The sequence below is a fragment of the Dyella japonica genome (assembly GCF_040545895.1).
Taxonomy (GTDB): Bacteria; Pseudomonadota; Gammaproteobacteria; order Xanthomonadales; family Rhodanobacteraceae; genus Dyella; species Dyella japonica_D.
Genome location: NZ_JBEPMU010000006.1, coordinates 314,562 through 331,671, shown reverse-complemented (window position 1 = coordinate 331,671; position 17,110 = coordinate 314,562). Strand labels below are relative to the sequence as shown.

The 17,110-nt window shown below is 64.1% G+C and carries 13 protein-coding genes; 3 read left to right on the top strand and 10 right to left on the bottom strand.

Translation table 11 applies throughout. The annotated features are described in order from the left end of the window. Positions 1-262: 262 nt before the first annotated feature. Positions 263-1,360, top strand: a complete 1,098-nt coding sequence (locus tag ABIC75_RS19850) for a hypothetical protein (protein ID WP_354015780.1) — start codon at positions 263-265, stop codon at positions 1,358-1,360. Between the two features lie 187 nt (positions 1,361-1,547). Continuing rightward, a complete protein-coding gene (locus ABIC75_RS19845; protein WP_354015627.1) occupies positions 1,548-2,315 on the top strand; it encodes a hypothetical protein in 768 nt (255 codons plus the stop codon). A gap of 2 nt (positions 2,316-2,317) precedes the next feature. Here ABIC75_RS19845 and ABIC75_RS19840 read toward each other — a convergent pair whose 3' ends face one another. Further along, positions 2,318-2,656, bottom strand: coding sequence for a hypothetical protein (locus ABIC75_RS19840; RefSeq protein ID WP_354015626.1), 339 nt, complete (start codon positions 2,654-2,656; stop codon positions 2,318-2,320). Positions 2,657-2,695: 39 nt separating this feature from the next. Next, positions 2,696-2,959, bottom strand: a complete 264-nt coding sequence (locus ABIC75_RS19835) for a hypothetical protein (RefSeq protein WP_354015625.1) — start codon at positions 2,957-2,959, stop codon at positions 2,696-2,698. Between the two features lie 99 nt (positions 2,960-3,058). Here ABIC75_RS19835 and ABIC75_RS19830 point away from each other — a divergent pair, with 99 nt between their 5' ends. After that, complete coding sequence (locus ABIC75_RS19830; RefSeq protein ID WP_354015624.1) at positions 3,059-4,996, top strand: GGDEF domain-containing protein; 1,938 nt, start codon at positions 3,059-3,061, stop codon at positions 4,994-4,996. A 4-nt stretch (positions 4,997-5,000) separates the two neighbouring features. Here the strand turns inward: ABIC75_RS19830 and ABIC75_RS19825 are convergent, their stop codons facing one another. From ABIC75_RS19825 to bcsZ, 8 genes are all read right to left on the bottom strand, one after another. After that, positions 5,001-5,195 (bottom strand): hypothetical protein, encoded by a 195-nt coding sequence (locus ABIC75_RS19825; RefSeq protein WP_354015623.1) that lies wholly within the window; start codon positions 5,193-5,195, stop codon positions 5,001-5,003. Further along, a complete protein-coding gene (gene bcsG, locus ABIC75_RS19820; RefSeq protein ID WP_354015622.1) occupies positions 5,195-6,778 on the bottom strand; it encodes a cellulose biosynthesis protein BcsG in 1,584 nt (527 codons plus the stop codon). Before bcsG ends, ABIC75_RS19825 begins: the two co-directional genes overlap by 1 nt. Positions 6,779-6,789: 11 nt before the next feature. Continuing rightward, complete coding sequence (gene bcsA / locus ABIC75_RS19815) at positions 6,790-9,036, bottom strand: UDP-forming cellulose synthase catalytic subunit (protein ID WP_436407958.1); 2,247 nt, start codon at positions 9,034-9,036, stop codon at positions 6,790-6,792. A gap of 317 nt (positions 9,037-9,353) precedes the next feature. Continuing rightward, a complete protein-coding gene (bcsQ, locus tag ABIC75_RS19810; protein ID WP_354015620.1) occupies positions 9,354-10,154 on the bottom strand; it encodes a cellulose biosynthesis protein BcsQ in 801 nt (266 codons plus the stop codon). Then, a complete protein-coding gene (locus ABIC75_RS19805; protein ID WP_354015619.1) occupies positions 10,151-10,351 on the bottom strand; it encodes a hypothetical protein in 201 nt (66 codons plus the stop codon). Before ABIC75_RS19805 ends, bcsQ begins: the two co-directional genes overlap by 4 nt. Positions 10,352-10,355: 4 nt before the next feature. Next, entirely contained in the window at positions 10,356-12,122 is a 1,767-nt protein-coding gene (gene bcsE / locus ABIC75_RS19800; protein WP_354015618.1) for a cellulose biosynthesis protein BcsE, read from the bottom strand. Between the two features lie 31 nt (positions 12,123-12,153). Further along, on the bottom strand, positions 12,154-15,951 hold the full coding sequence (locus tag ABIC75_RS19795) for a cellulose synthase subunit BcsC-related outer membrane protein (protein WP_354015617.1): 3,798 nt from the start codon (positions 15,949-15,951) through the stop codon (positions 12,154-12,156). After that, complete coding sequence (gene bcsZ / locus ABIC75_RS19790) at positions 15,933-17,108, bottom strand: cellulose synthase complex periplasmic endoglucanase BcsZ (protein WP_354015616.1); 1,176 nt, start codon at positions 17,106-17,108, stop codon at positions 15,933-15,935. Before bcsZ ends, ABIC75_RS19795 begins: the two co-directional genes overlap by 19 nt. Between the last annotated feature and the right edge of the window lie 2 nt (positions 17,109-17,110).

Sequence of the window (17,110 nt, the reverse complement as noted above, 5' to 3'; positions counted from 1 at the left end):
GCTTCACACCTTGGATGACATGGCGTATTTGATAGACGCCACCTCCACCAATGACGAAAAAGCCCGGCGATCACTCGCCGGGCTTTTTTTGTCCGCAAGAAATGACTGCGTCCAAGTGAATCTGCTTTTCTCCCTCCCCTTCTGACTGACCTGGAATCGAGGGAACCCTGATTGAAAAAACCTGTCTAAACAGGCTTGTCGCAACACGCGCCGACGGCACGCGCATGTTTCGTGTCAGTCATTGGCGTGATTTAGGGGTGTGATGAAGCGTTCCGGACAGGTCCGACATCGACAGCAGGGGGACAGTGCGCGCGGTTTGGCATGGCTCGACAGCGAAACGCGCGAGACCTTGGGGCGCAGACGTTGGCGACAACCGCCGCTGACGCGCCCAACGCTGGTGCTTACGCTGATGTTGGTAAGCGCGCTGCACGTGCTGTTCGCACTGGCACTGTGGTTCGAGATGCAGCCCTCGTCGAAGCACCCGGCGGTCGTGAATACCGATAGAGGTCAAGCGCTGATCGTGCGTCTGATCGATCATCCCAGCGTGGCGCGCGCCGCGCAGCCATCCGCACCAGTTTCTCCGACCGAAAAGGCGGTGCCGCCGCAACCATCGTTGCCTACCCGCAGCACCCCAATCGCGCACGAAAAGCCGCGTCGTGATGCCATGGTCGTGCAGGATCATGAAGCGACGCCTGCGCCGGCGACCTCCATAGCCGCACCGTCCGCCACAAGTCTGTTTGCGAAAGACGGTTCGGTGCGACTGCCGTCCACGACGGATGCCACCTCCGCAACAGCAAACGCCAAGGCCGAACCGCCAAAACCTGCGGACGATCGTCAGATCATGCAGCACGACAGCAACCGGATGCAGTACAAGGCCACCCGTTTCGAAAAATATTTCCCGCCACCGAACGAGACCGCCGGTGGCGCAGTTGGGCGCCACATAGGCGATGCCATCAAGGAAGTCGTCAAAAGCGTCTGCGATCCCAGCAAGAGCGGTACAGCTTCCAACCTGCTTTGCGGCTCACCGCCGCCGCCCGCCTCATCCATGGATCGCGACGAACGCCTCAACCTGCCGCCAGCATCCCTGGCCGACAATCCCAATCCGACCAAGGCGCCGGCGCTATCGAGTTGTATTGACGAGTACAAGGCGGGCAATCCGCTGTCGTCCGGCTGCCCGGTGAACACGCCTGATCTGGCCTTCAAGGCCGAGATGCGTGAATGCATTGATCTGTTCCGCGCGGGCAAGCGGCTCAAGACATGGTGTCCGCTCGATACTCCCCAGCGCGCGGCGGCGGAATCGTCGGCGCCAGCGAATGCGGGGAGCCCCGGTGAAAGTACTCCTGTCACCGGCGGGCACTAGGCGCAGCAACGCTCGGCCTTGGTCCTGTCGAGGCCACTTTGTATCTGCGATGCCGTTTGGGCACGAGGCAGGCGAAGCATCAAAGACTTCTGCGAAGATGGCTCACCGCTTGCTTGGCCATGCTTCACCTAGCCGTGAGCTGCGCTGAAGCATGTTGCCATCCATAGCAACGAGGGGAGTGCGCGGCATGAGCTTTGTGATCGATCATCCGTTGGTGTTGTTTGTCGTATCCCTGGTTTCGCTGTGGCTCGCCGGCCGCATCGGGGTGGGCCTGTCGCGATGGCACCGCCCTGCCGAATCCGATGTGCGCGAAGCCTTCAACGTGGTGCAAGGCGCCACGCTGACCTTGCTGGCGCTGATCATCGGCTTCAGCTTCTCCATGGCCATCAACCGCTATGACCAGCGGAAGAATTACGAAGAGGCCGAGGCAAACGCCATTGGGACGGAATACGTGCGTCTCGACCTGCTGCCGCCGGCGGATGCAGCGAAAGTGCGACCTCTGCTTCTGAACTATCTCCAGCTCCGCATCCGGTTTTACGAGACCACCGACCGCAGCCAGCTTCCCCAGATCACGGCGCGCAAGAACGAACTGCAGTCGAGTCTATGGAGCGCATTGAAGGCGCCGGCCGATCAGAAACCCAGTCCGATCACCGCCCTGGCAGTGGCCGGCATGAACGATGTGCTCAATTCGGAAGGCTATACGCAGGCAGCGTGGTGGAATCGCATACCCACCGCCGCCTGGATGCTGATGGGGATCATCGCGCTGGGCTGCAACCTGCTCGTGGGTTTCGGGGCGCGCAAGCTGACATCCGAACCGGTGCTGATGCTGGTGCTCCCGTTGGTCGTCGCGGTGTCCTTCATGTTGATCGCAGACATCGACAGCCCTCGCGGCGGACTCATCCGCGTCGTTCCGCAAAACCTGAAGTCGCTGATGGCGTCCCTGCCCGCTTCTTGAAGCTACTGCGGCCCCTCGACCGCCAGCACCATCGCGGAAGAATCCACCTCGCAGTGATAGAGCGCGGCGTTCGCGTTGTAGTTGGCGGCGAACGTGAACTGCTTTCCGTGGGTGCTGGGCTGCTCGCCGATGAGGCGCCATCCATCGATCTCGCCCTGAAGTCTGGGGCGAAGTTCCGCCTCGCAAGAGGCGATCTGCCGGTCGTGGCGCGCCGCTGCCGCGACTGCCGTCTCATCCACAGGCCGCTTCCAACGATGCCAGCAAGCGGCGGCAACCAATAGGCCGACGGCCGTCGCCGTGAGCAGTGTCCGAAGGATGCGTCGCTTGTTTCGCCGCTTCATACGCCCTGTCCGTTACGCATCGACCAGCACCGCGGATGATCAAGACTCGTCGTTGGCGCTGATGCCCATGTTCCGCTTATAGCCGTTGGCACGCGTGAGTATGGCCATCGCCTCGCGGAAGATCATCGGCACCGGGGCCGGCAAATCGCCTTGGGCACGGGAGGCTTCGAAGTCGCCTTCGGCACCGGCGAGCAGTTCGTCGATGAGGCCGGGCTCCTTCATGTCCATGCGTTGAAGCAGGCTGAGCAGGATGTAGGAGCACGCATGGGCCTTGGCTTCCGCCCGCGTAAATTCGTGAGCCATGATCTGCACCTTCGAGCACATGGAGGGGTGGCTTCGAATGTACCGCCGAAACGCAACATGTGCGATGACACAAACGCCACATCGTTGCGGCGCCATGCGATGCACCGTGCCTCGATCCAGGCGGAGACGCCGCCCCGCCCACAAGACCGTCACGAGCGGACGCTGAAACTGTGCGCATCGAACGGGGAAACGCGGGTGCCACCGTTCCGCCGCCGCGAGACGGACGGACTGGCGCCACGGCGCCTTCCCCACAGGCACAAACTTCTGGGGCAGCACGCATCCATGCCATTGGCGGCACCCACCGGCGATTCCCTCAACCGGCGCTTCCGGTACATCGTCACCGCGCTGTACGTGGTGGTGGTGGGGATGTTTCTGTGGCAGGTATCCCAACAGTGGCGTGGCTACCGGGACGCCACGGAGGCGCAGAAGGATTTTAGCGTCGTCAGGGCGGCGCTGCGGGCCATGGCGAACGTGTCGAGCGAGCGTCGCCCCACGGTGGCGGTTCTCATGCTGCGCGATCCCGATACTCAGCGGTGGCTCGACGTGTTGCACTCCGCACGGCAGGAAACCGACAGGCGCATGGACGAATTGGGCGCTGCCTTGCGCGATCCTGATTGCGACGAGTGTGGGACACTCGTTTCCTCGTGGGAGCGCGCGCGAACCCAGCTCATCGAGGCCCGGCAACACCTCGATGCCATGCAAGGTCCAACCCATACCGACGAAGACATCATCGACGGCTTCAACCAGATCGTCGGCGTGATTCCCCGCCTGTCGTCGATCGCGCAAACCAGTGCCACCGGCGTCATCCGTGAAAATGCAGACGTGCAGAGCTATCTGCTCGTCGCGCGCCTTTCCGGCGTGCTGAGGGAACAGGCCGGCCTGATTGCGCAGCAGTTCGCGCCCGCGCTCGTAAGGCGCCGGGCATTGACCGAGCAGGAAGCGCTCGACATCGCCGGGACCATCGGCAAGATCGAACAGCTAAGGCAATTGTTGTTGCCGAGCGTGCGCGTGCTTCCGCCGGACCTTCTCCAGGATTACACCGAAGTCGAGCAGCGCTACTACGGCGAAGGCCTGGATCTTCTCAACGACCTCCGCCACCAAGCCGCCCGGCCTATCGGCAGCGACGTCACCCTGATGCAGCTATCGGACCGCTACGGTCCACTGGTTCGCCCGATCGACCGGCTTCGTGACGACGCGCTGGCGCTGGCCGGGGAAACGATCGACAAGAGTCTGCGCAGGCACCTGGTCGCCCTGCTCGTCAGCGCTGTCATCGCAGTGGCGCTGACAGCATTATTGCTGGTCATGGTGTGGCGCTTCCGGGAAAAAGTGATACGCCCGTTCTACGATGCGCAGCGATTCATCCTGGCCGTGGCGTCGGGTGACAGCACCGCAAAACTCCCCGGTGGGCGCTATGGCAAGGAAGTGCTGGATCTCTTCGCCGCGCTGAACGTACTGAAGGAGAACGATCTCAAGCGCCATCAATTGGAGCTTGAGCGCAATCGCCTGATCGGTGAACTCCAGACTATCGCTGAAACCGATCCGCTCACCGGCCTGCTCAATCGTCGCGCCTTCGAGAGCCGCGCACATGTCCTTCTGTCGGACAAACGCAGCGCCGATCCAGTTGTTGCGCTGATGATGATCGACATCGATTTCTTCAAGCGCGTGAACGATACCTATGGCCACGAAACCGGCGACACCGCATTGGTGACACTCGCCACCTTGTGTCGAGAAACCGTGCGTTCGGAGGATATCGTGGCGCGTTTCGGTGGCGAGGAATTCGTCATCCTCCTGCGCGTGCAGGTGGGTGCACAGGCGCTGGAGCTGGCCGAGACATTGTGCCAGCGGCTGCGCGGAACGAAGGTCACGGCCACCGACGGACAGGTGTTCGGCTTCACCGTCAGTGTGGGCATTGCCTTCGGCGATCGCGCCAGCGCAAGCACGCTTCATGTTGACGAACTCTTGCGCGACGCGGACACCCTGCTCTATCGCGCCAAGGCGAACGGGCGCGACCGCATCGAGGTCGAGCCGAGCGGCTGAGCCGTCAGCGATCCTCGGCCGGAACCGTGTCGGGATAAAGCACGCCGGCAAGCAGTGGCCAGCGCTTCATCGCGGCCAACCACACCTCCCTGGCCTGGCTGTCGTAATAGCGCGCAGGGTCGATGCCCTGCACGTAGTTTGCATAGGTCTCGATATCGCTGGGCGACATGCGGACGCGCGGATCCTGCGGCGCAGCCATCACTTGCCCTCCATCCACACGCCATCGGGTGTGTGGGTCACGTAACCGTTGGCGACACCCATGGTGACGGTGTTTTCGTTCTCGCCCACCATGCGCGTCTGCGGCAGGTCGCGCGCATATTGGTCGAGCGCCGGCGCGTCGGACTTGAACGGGCTATTGGCCACCAGATTGGACATGAGTTGCGCGAGTGCGAGATAGCTCGTCGGCGTGTCGATGGACAGCGCGTGGCCCGGGAGTTCCTTCCCTGCCGGCAGTCCAACCAGTTTCACCCCAACGGGAACTTCGATGATCCGCGGCGTGGGGATTTCACGCAGGCCCGAAATCTGTCCCGCATCGCCTCGCAAGGCGGCACCGTGCTCAGGCACGAAGATCACCACGGCCTTGCGTCCGGAGTGCGCAATGACATCGACGAAACGATCGATATCGCCCAGCAGGCGCGTCAGGCGAATGGGATAGGACTGCAAGCTGGTGAGGTTGCTGTTGGGCAAGCGGTTGCCGTCGTGCAAGCTCACCGAGTTGTAGTACAGCGCGATGGGGCCGCCGCCCATCGCGGTGCGGTCCTGGTACCACTTGGCCAACGCATCGTAGTCGTCGACCAGTGACGAACCATCGAATTCGCGCATGAACGGCGGCAGGCCTTCGATCGATTGCGGCTGGATGCCCGGTCGGCCGATCTCGCGTTCCACGATGCCGCGGAAATCGTCGAAGCGCCCATTGTGGTTCATCAGGAACTGCACGTCGTAGCCGGCTGCAGCCAGGTCGGCAAACACATGGCATTCCTGCGGCGCTGAGCTGTAGAGCTCCTGGTGGGCATCCTGCCCGCACGATGCACGCAGCAGGCGAATGGCCGCCGGTCCGCTGTAACTGGCCGCGCTGCTGAAATGCTTGAAGACGTAGTCGAATTTGCCGAACAGTGGGTTATCCCGCATGTTGGCGACCTCAAGGTCATCCCACGATAGCGAGCAGATGTGGATGACGATGATGTCGAACTGCGCGGCAGCGTCCGTGCTCATGGGGAAGAACGCCACGCGCCGGCTCTTTTCCGTGTGATGGAAGGCAGCCAGTTGTTCGTCGTAACTGCCGGTCGAGCTATCCGCACCCGCATTCGCGGTAGCGGCGGCGGCCCTCGGGTTCACCGCGTACGTCGCAGCGGAATTGGACTTGGCAATCAACGTTCCCATGCCCTGCCACAGCGGGAAGATGATGAGCGCCAGCAGCACGAAGGTGGTCACGCGCACCCAGCGATTGACGATGGCGTAGATCGCCACGATCAGCAGCGGGATATAGACCATCGCCGGTTTGAACACGCGGCGGGCCAATTCCATCATGTACGTCGGCGAGAACGAGGCGAGCGCGGGAATCTGCTTGAGCACGTAACCGAACGGCGGCAGCTTCGATTCGTGATAAAGCAGTGCGGCGCCCACCAGCACCGCCAGCACTTGCCGCGTCACGCGCTGCCAGCGCCGTTGCAGCGGCACCAACAGCGCCAATGCGAACAGCAGATTGAGCCACCATGCCGGCTGGATGCTGCCCACCGAAGCGAGGTAGAGCTTCGCGATGAAATAGAGGTTCCACAGTCCCATGCGTTACTCCATCAACCCGACCGGCGCGGTCGGCGCATCACGGTAGCCTCGACGGCATCCAGGCCGGCGTCGAACAACCGCAGCACGCCCTGGTAGCCCATCTCGATCACTTCCACAAAGCTGTGCAGCGGCGCATCGGGCACCAGCTCCTCTTCCCAGCGCACCCAGGCGTCGGCGCGCCCGAACGTGCACTGGATCAGCTGCGTCTCCTTCTCGTGCGACCACTCCTCGAACTTCAGGCCAAGGTGCACGCCGCTGTTGCGCGCCACCACGGCGGGAAAGTAGTAATCGATATCGCCGCGCGACAAAGCCACGCCCAAGGCGCTGCCGCGTTCCATCGCCAGCGCCTCGGGCAGCACCACGCCCAGGCCGCCAGTGGAATAGTTTTCCGTATGGCAGGCCAGCGTCTTGCCGTCGGGCAGCACCAGCGTAGCCGGCACGCACAGAGGCACGTGATGCGACACGCGCACTTGCCGCGCCTCCTTCGCCACGCCCACGGCCGCACCGAGCATCGCCACATTGAACAAGGCCCACACCATGTTCATCAGCACGGTGGCCGGCTCGTCGCGCTGCGTGGTGAACATGCGAACGATGCCGGCCACCAGCGCTGCGATATTCACCGCCAGCAACCACACGTACGGCTTGGAGGTGGACCAGTCCAGATACTCCTGTTCGATCAGGCCGCCCTTCGCGGTGACGTTGAACTTGCCCTTCTTGGGGTTGATGAAGGCAATCGTGGTGGGCAGCACGGTGTACCAGGCCAGCACCGACTCGTAGACCTCGGCCCAGAACGAGTGCCGGTATTGCCCCTGGATGCGCGAGTTCGCCAGCCCCGACACGAACAGATAAGGCAACACATACGCCATCACCGAGATCGCATCCGCGCCGAACACGTGCAGGCCGAAGAACAGGTACGCGCACGGCATGAACAGGAAGATCAGGCGCGGTATGCCATAGAAGAAATGCAGCATCGCGTTGCTGTAGCAGATGCGCTGGAAGAACGTGAGCCCCTTGCGCAGCCATGGATTGTCGATGCGGAAGATCTGCGCCATGCCGCGCGCCCAGCGGATGCGCTGGCCGATGTGTCCCGACAGGCTTTCCGTGGCCAGGCCCGCAGCCTGCACGATGCGCAGGTAGGCCGTGCGATAGCCGCGTCGATGCATCTTGAGCGACGTGTGCGCGTCTTCCGTGACGGTTTCGATGGCGATGCCGCCCACTTCCATCAGCGGCGCGCGACGAATCACGGCGCAGGACCCGCAGAAGAACGTGGCATTCCAGAAATCGTTGCCATCCTGGATCAGGCCGTAGAACAGGCTGCCTTCGTTGGGAATGCGCAGGAAGGTGTCGTAGTTGCGCTCGAATGGGTCGGGCGAGAAGAAATGATGCGGCGTCTGCACCATCGCGCACTTGGGGTCCGCGATGAACTCACCCATGGTGGTCTGCAGGAAGGAGCGCGTGGGAATGTGGTCGCAATCGAAGATGGCGATGAACTCGCCACTCGTCAGCGCCAGGGCATGGTTGATGTTGCCGGCCTTCGCGTAACGGTGTTCCTCGCGCGTGAGATAACCCACGCCCACCTCGTTGGCGAAGCGATGGAATTCCTCGCGACTGCCATCGTCCAGCAGGTAGACGCGCAGCTTGTCGCGCGGCCAGTCCATGCTCTTGGCAGCCAGTACCGCGGGGCTCACGACCGTGAGCGGCTCGTTGTAGGTCGGAATATAGACATCCACCGTGGGCCAGCTGTCCGTGTCTTCTGGCAACGGCTTGGGCTGACGGTTCAACGGCCACGCTGTCTGGATATAGCCGAAGAACAGCACGATCCACGTATAGATCTCGGCCGCGAACAGCAGGTAGCCGAAGATCGCCTCGATGGGCGTGGCGAAGTTCAACGTCTGCGTCATGCGCCACCACATGTAGCGCCCGGTCATCAGGATCGACAACGACACCATCAACATCGTCGGCCAGCGGCCAGGAATGCGCCGCGCGATGATCATCACCACGCAAACCGCCAAGAACAGACGGAACTGGTCGGCAATGGGCAGCGGGGTGGTCCAGAACGCCACGGCCACCAGGAAAGCCAGCAGCAGGACGACGGGCTTCAGGTGCGGCACGCGATCCAGGCCGGACGACCAGACATTCACGCGTTCGCCCACGCGCGCCCACGGCACCGTGGGTATGCGAGACGATACCGCGTGCCCTGCCCGGCCGACCACGCCGTAAGCCGGTGCCAGCCAGTGACCGATACGGCCCAGCAGCATCGAACGGCGACGCGCGCCACGATGATGCCTCGCGCTGCGCAGATTCGTCGCCAGCCGCACGCGCCGACGCGGCGGCCGGAAGAACAATCGCTTGAACCAGGTAGCGACGCTGTCGCCTTCTGCCACGGCCAGCTCGAAACGCAGGTAGTGACCCAGGCGCTCCGTCCACCAAGCAGGCCAATCTCGTTGCCCTGGTCGCGGCGCGCGGAAGACCAGTCGCAGCAACCAGTCGCCGCGACCGGCGGCGGCGTCCACTCCCAGCCGTTGCGCCAGCGAACGCTTGATGCCCAACCACCTCGGCATGAACGCGACCGGCTTCATGCGGAATGTCCTGCCGCCGGCGCGGTGCGCTGGTAGGCGTGACGAATCCAGTGGGAAAGCCACGAGGCCAATCCATGCATGTCATGCGCTGCCTGCGAATGCGGCGCGACGTGCACGAAGTTCTCGTCGCGCGCCAGCGCTTCGGGAATGCCCGAGTCCGCATGCACGCGATAGGCAGACAACGCGGTGCCGAGCGTATCGCGCAACAACGCCAGGATGTCGGTGTGCAACTGCGACGCCGGCGACACAGCGTTGGCCACGTACAACGCCTCCTTGCCGAGCGCCTTCAGTTCGCCATGCAGGCGCGGCAGCGTGGCACATGCCAACGGTGCGGGCGGAAGAACCACCAACACCAGATCGGCGGCAGTCACCGCCTGCGCCGCATGTACCGATGGCCAGGTTGGCGTGTCGACCAGGGCCACGCTGTGTCCGGGCAGATCAATGCGTGCCAGCAGATCCCGCAACCACGTGTGCTTGTCGTGCAACGCCACCGCGACGGCAGCTTCGGCATCGGGTTCGCGACCTTCTTTCCGGACCCCGCCCCATGGCAGCCAGAGCACGCCATCATCGGTTTGCAGCGCAGCCTCGCTCCAGTCGTCCGTGGATGAGAGCACGTGCGACACCAGGCCTTGCCGTGCCGGCGTGCGCAGGCGGCAGTAGAAGGTGAGCACGTTGCGTGGGTCACATTCCACGGCCAACGCTGCGTGCCGACGCTCGCTCAGTAGGCCTGCAAGCGTGGCGGTGAGCATCGTGCGCCCAGCGCCGCCCACCGGGGAAATGATGGCAATCGTCTTCATGCCTTTCTCCCGCGGCCTCCCTGACGTTTGCCAAGAATCACCAGCCCTTCCAGCTGCGGCGGCAACTGCACGGAGCGGCGGCGCAGCAGCGACCACACACGCAATAGCAGCGAGCCCAGGCGGAATCGCCACCACAACCACCACAGCGGCGCCGCCAGAATCAGGCCCCAGATGAAGTAGCCGAAGAAGGTGTTCATCGCCTCACCCCTGTGCTTTCAGCGGCAGCGATGCCGGGCGCGCGGGACGTCGCGTGGTGGCTGGCGCTATGTCAGTCGTGTCGGATGCGGCAAGCATCGGCAGACTGCCCGGTGTTGCGTCGCCAGTGACGTCACTTTCCGCCCCCGGTTCGGCGACCGCCGCGGGCATCAGAGGCGCAACGGGTTCGGCCGGCGCAACCAGACCGGTGTAATCGGGCGGCGGCAGTTCGGCGATTTCCTCCGCCAGGCCGTCGAGCGTGGAATAGATGGTTTCGCGATCGCCGCAACGCAGCTCGCCGCGAAACAGTTCGGACAACGGCCGCTCGAACACCTTTTCCATGGCCTCGCCCGCGTTGTCCACATGGCAGGCAAAGAAGAACACGTACAGGCTGTCGCCACTGGCCGTGCAGATATCGCCAGTGCGCCGGATGCGACACGCCTGCAGTGCATCGATGCCGGCCACGTCGCGTTCGAGCGGCAATCGCAGCAGCACGTTGGGCAGGCGAATCGGCCGGCTGCGCTCCACCGCTTCGCGCACCAATTGGATGAAGCGATGCGCGGGCACGTAGCCGGTGGTGGAATCGCGCATCGCGGCCGACAGCGCGCTGTGGTAGTCGTCAGGCACCGGGCGCGAGAACAGCTGCCCCTGCACGCTATCCACCGCTATCTCCACCTGCGCCATGGGCATGCTGCGCGCGATGATGCCGTTTGCACCCAGTGTGAGCATGAGCAATTCGTAGCGGATGCTGACGTTGTCTTCGCGGATGAGGATCTTCAGCGCCTTGCCGCATTGGCGGCGCAGGAAGTTCACCTGCTTGGCCAGCGTCGCCAGGCTTTCGTTGATGCCGTAATGCAGGATCACCGTAGCAGCCACCGCGCGGCTGGCCGTGGACACCAGCGCGTCGTTGTCGGGCAGCACCTGCCAACCCTTGGGCACCACGCGTTCGCGGGCCACTGCGTCTTGGGACACCATCACCACCGACTCGTCGGGCGCGAGCATGCCAATGCTTTCGCTGCCTTCCTGGTCGGCATCGAGCACGGCCACCAGCCGGTGGTCGTGACCGGAGAATCGAAGCGGAATGGACTCGTTCGCCGAAAGCGCGCCGCGGTTGTCACGCCAGAACGCCACTTCCCAGCGGAACTCGCCCTGCTCGTGCACCAATTGCGCCGCGCCGGCAAACTGTATCTGGAAATCGGCGAGCGGGCGGAAATCACCGCTGTGCTCCACCAGCGGCGGCAGCATCACCAGCAGCACCGTGTGCCGCGTCTGCGCGCACCAGCCGGCCAGCGCCGCGCCCTGTCGAATCAGCGCGGCGCGATCCTGCCAGGCGAAGCACGCCGCCACGCCTTCCACCAGGAACTGGCTGGCCGGTGTGGTGCATTGCGCGGAGAGCGCCTGCAGCGATTCCATCAGCGCGTCGCAGCCATCCCGATCGGGCGAAAGATGCAATGCGCATACATTGGATCGGGGATGCACCGCGCCGGCGTGATCGATGTCCATGCCGTGCTGGCGCAAGGCCTGCGTCACGTCTTCGGCCGAACGCGTGGAAATCACCGTCACCGGCGTCAGCAGCGCGTTCGCCGCCGTCTTCCAGAACAACGCATCGCGTGCCGGCGAGCGACTGGCGTACACCGCATACACCTGCCCCGTGGCCAGCGCCGACAAGGAGGAAGGCAGGCCTTCGATGGCGAGCGACTGGTTGAGGCGCAGACGTGCGCGCGGTATCGCACGGTCGGTGGATTCGGAAGAGGAAGGAGGAAGATTCGTCACAACGTGCGTCCCTGGGTTTCGGATCACCGGTTCAGTACGAGGAGTACGGTCTGACCGGGTCGGGCGGGTACGGCACCGGCAGCCGCTGCCGATCGAAGAAGTAACGCAGGTAGATCGTGCCAAGGTTGGGTGCGTAATCGCGTGAACGATCGAGCTTGAAGCGCGTGCCGATCACCCAGTGCGGCGTGAGCCGGTATTCCAGCGCCGCCGCCACCGTGTAGCTGAAACCACCGCCCGAGCCGGTGCCGAAATACGGCGTGCCCAGATCCGCCGCGGCCATGCGTGCGACGGCCTGCTGTTGCAGGTCGGGGCGCGTGGGGAAGTACGGCGCATCGTCTTCATTCGTGGAGGAGTGGCCGAGCGATGCTTCCACTTCCCACGCCCAGCGCTCGTGGCGCCCGCTCCAGTCCAGTGGAATGGATGCAGAGAAGTAACGCCCGGGGCTGTAGTAGCCGCCGTTGCCGAACGTGTAGAAGTGCTGGTTGTTCGCGTAATGCCAGTAGTTGATTACCAGGCCGCTGGAGAAGCGCTGGTCGATGCCGACATACACCGGCCAGTCGATGCCGGTGCGCACCTTGAACTCATGGTTGGTCTCGGTGTTGTCGCCGGTGAGCACGCCAAAGCCCACCGATGCGAACAAGGTGGTGCGGCCCACGTCCTGCGCACCACGCACCGTGACACCACTGCGCACCACACCGCCCCAGACTTCACCGGTCACTGGATCGCGCGCACCGGCATACGACACCAGGCTGCTGGTGATCGGACGGCGCGACACATCCACCGTCACCGACGAACTGTAGAAATCGTGCCGGTAGAGAAAGCCGCCGAGAATGTTGTTGACGGTGAAGCCCAGTGGCGAGCTGCCGATGTCGGCGCGCCAGCTGTTGTCCGCGCCGTTGAAGTCGTAGCCTGCGGCCAGCGCCACGCCCTTGTCCGTCTGGTCCAACGGAGGCAGGCCTGCGTTGCCGAGTGCCGCGATCTTGCCGAACCTGTACGCCGGATCGAACTGATCCGCCGGCAAGGTGCCGGCGTTGAGCAGCACGGTGTCGGCGTGGAAGAAATAGTGATCGGTATAGCCATCCGGTATGCGCAGATAAACCGGTATCTCGGTGGCATGCAGCCGGGACATGCCGCTGCTGCCCGATTCGTTGGACTGAATGGCGCCGATGGCGACCTGCCCTTGCCGGCGATCGTCCAGCCCTTGCAAAGCACGTTGCGCGGAGGTGAGCCCATCGACCGGACTCGGCGTTTCTCCTTCGCCCTGTTCCTGCGTCAATGCGGTGCGATAGAACTGCGCAGCATCGTTGTACTCACCCTGCGCTTGCGCGACGCGGCCCGATTGCATAGTCACGTCGGAACGGTCGGGATATTGCTGCCGCAGCGGATCGACCACGGCGCGCGCCTGTTCGTTGCGCCCAATCGCGGTATAACGGCGCGCGATGGCCAGCCGCGTATCGATATCGTCCGGCGGCGTATCGGCCAGCACCTGATCCACGATGTCTTGCGCCGTCTGGCGATGCCCCATGCGTTCTTCCATCCGCGCGATGGTGAGGCGCGCGTCGGCATCGCCGGGATGATCCTCCAGCACCTTGCGCGCCAAGCCTTCGCCGCCGCGGTAGTCGCGATGCGCCTCGCGCAGGTCCGCCTGCGCGAGCAGCCAGCGCTTCTCCTGCTTACTGGCCGGTGGCACGTCGTCCAGTGTGCGGTCTGCGCCGGCGAGATCGCCTGCATCGATCTGTCGCGCCGCCTTGCGCATCGACAGGCGCAGCAACTGATCATCGAACTGCGCCTGCTGTTCGGCGGTGACGCCTGGGCGCGCACGCGCATCGGCAATCCACGCGCGCCACGCGTCGTCGCGGTTCGCCGCGCCCAGCAATTCGCCGTAGCGCAGGCGCACGCCGATGGCCGGATCGTCCGGATGCGCGTCCAGCCAGTCGCGCACCAACTTCAATCCCTTGTCGGGATCGCCCAGCGCGATCCATTCGCGTCCTACGCTGGCAAGCATCTGTGGATCGTCGTGCACGTCGATGGCAATGCGATCGAGCAGCGCACCGGCCTCCTGCCGTCGACCCTGCGCCTCCAACTGGCGCACCTCGCGCAGGTCACGCTGCGCCTTGAGATTGATGGCGAGTTCGCGCATGCCCTGCGAGCGCTCGCTGGCCGGTATCTGTGCAAGCACATCACTGGCCGCGTCGATGTCGTCCAGCGAGTTGAGATAGAGCGCGGTGGCGTAGCGCATGTCCGGCGTGGCCGCGTTGCGCAGTCCGTCTTCCATCACCGAGCGGCCTAACGCCGGCAGGCCGAGGTCGCGGTACTGACGCGCCAGCGTATAGCGCAGCCAGGCGTCCTTCGGCACAAGGCGCACGGCCTCTTCCAGTTTCAACACGGCGGCACCGCCCTTGCCCTCGGCGATCAACTGGTCTGCTTCGATGGAAAGCAGCTGCGCGCGCAGCGACACCATCGCAGCGCTGGAACCCTTGGTGCGTGGCTCCACCTGCGTGATCAGCGGCGTGATTTCTTCCGTGCGATGCGTTTCGATCAGCAGCTTGGCCAGCAGTTCCAGCGCATCGATGTCCGGGTTCGCGGCTTCCACCATTGGGCGCAACAAGGCTTCCGCTTCGGGCCATTTCTTTTGCGCGATCAGCGAGGTGGCAAGCACCTTCCTGGCGTCGCTTTGGTTCGGTTGTTGACGCAACGCATCGCGGGCCAGCACCTCGCCTTGCTGCGGCTGTCCCTGTTCGTTGGCGGCGCGGGCCTTGGATAAGGTGACCCAGAAATGAGCGGTGGCCATCAGGCTGCGCCACTTGCCGGCGTTGTCGGGATCCAGCTTGAGCGCGCGGGCAAACAAGGCGCGCGCTTCGTCGTGCTTGCCTTCGCGCAGCTTGATGAGGCCCTGTTCGCCCATTGCTTCGCCTTGGCGCGAGGTGGCTGACTGGGCCGACGATGCGGTTGAACTCTCAACCGGTGGCGTCGTGCCCTTGGGTGGTGGCACATAGGTGGCGCCGCCCTTCTTCGCCAGCGTGGCGAGTGCCTGCTTGGCGTTGTCGTCATCGGGCACTTCCTTGAGATAACGCTGGTACCAGACGTAATACGCGGGGTCGTCGCTGCCCGCGCTGTTGAGCGCGCGTCGCCACAGTTCCAGCGCCTGCGGACGATTGGCGTCCTGTCGCTGATACACGCGATAGATGATGTCCAGCCCTTCCAGGCGCGTGGACGCGCGATCCGTGAGCATGTCCGCCAGCGTCAATGCCAGGCCGAGATCATCCGGGTTCTGCCGCACGCGCTCGCGCAATTCGTTCAACGCCCTGTCGCGTTGCCCTGCCGCGGACATCGCACGGTAGTAGTCGCTGGCAAACACGCCGCTCGGGGCGCCGCGTGGAAACAACGCCTGCATCTTCTGCCACGCTTCGGCGGACTGACCTGCGCGCATGGCCAGGCGCGCCTGCGCCAGCGTGGTCTTGTCGGTGGTGGCAAGGCGGTAGGCGTCGGCCAGTTCCAGCGTGGCTGGATGCGTGGGATAGAGCTTCTGCAACTGCTGCAACAACTTCGCCGCTTCAACGGGACGGTTGGAGCTGAGCTCGACCTGCCCCATCAAGGCCAATGCCTCAGGCTGCACGGGATCGATCAGCAAGGCTTTTTCCACGATGCCGCGCGCCATGTCCGGCCGATTCTTGGCTTGCCACACGCGCGCCGAGTCGAGCAGTTGTTTCATCGGCGGACTCAAGGCGTGCGCGTTCGCCTGCGCCAACACCATGCCTGGCATCGCGCCGCCGGCTACCAGCAGCACGATGGCGGGTGCAAACACGTCGCTCAGCGCACCGCGGGGCATGTCGACGTCCATGCAGGAACCAGCGCGCCGTTCGCATCGAAGCGATACAGGCCGTCGAGAAAGCCAAAACCGAACAACGCCAGCACTTGGCTGTAGTAACCCAGCGCGGACTGCGCCGCGAGCGTACGGGTGCGCTGCGCCTGCGCTTGGGCCAGATCGTTGCGCCCCAGTGCAGCGAGATAAGGCGCCACGGCGGCGGAAAAACCGGCATTGCCTTCGTTGCTGCCGGCCGTGCCGGTTTGAGTGTCTACGCGCTCGGGTGGAAAGCCATGCGCAGCGACGAAATCGGCCAAGGGAACGAATGTGTTCAACACGGAGGAGCGTGCCGGCGCATCCGTCGCAAGCATGCCCGCCCACAGGTACACGCGAATCGCGTTGTACGCGCTTTCGGCCTTGGTCTGTTCGTCAGGGCCAAAGCCCTTGTCGCGTCGATAGATCACCCAGTCCGGCGAGAAGCCATGCGGTGCGGTATCGGTCACCAGCCTGGTCGAACTGTCGAGCAGGGCCTTCCATTCCGTTTGTTGCGGCAGCGCGTTGGCCAGATGACGCATCACCTGCAGCGGTACGTAGCTGGGATTGAGCCGCCACATATCGTCCTGCGGATGAAAGCCCATGGCACCGGGCAGAACGGTGCGACCCAAGCCCGGCAGCACGGCCGTCTCCTGCGCCACGATGGCGCGCGCGAGCACCGTGCCCAGCGCGGTATAGCTGCGTTCGTGCCACAGGCGACCGGCTTCAAGCAGTGTGTACGCGATCCAGAGGTCGGCATCGGAAGCCGGGTTGCTGTCCAGCACGCCCCACGCAGGCGACGCGTCTTTGTCGTCTCCCTTCGCTTCGTGGCGCCCCCACTGCCATGCGGGCAAATGCCTGGTGAGATCGCCTTGCGCGAGATTGTTCTGCGTCCAGTTGAGCACGCGGTCAAAGGTGGGCCGGTCATTCGCGACGAGGGCAAAGAACAGTGCATACGCCTGCCCTTCGGAGACAGTGATCTGCTGCGGCATGCTCCTATCGATGACGCGGCCATCGGCGCTCAGCGTGGTCTGCTTGAAATGTTCCCAGTCGGGCCAGGCACATGACGAAGCCATGGCGCTGCCGGATGCGAACATCACGGCAGCGACCAGCAGCACGCGCAACAGAGGGATCGATGCTCGACGCATGC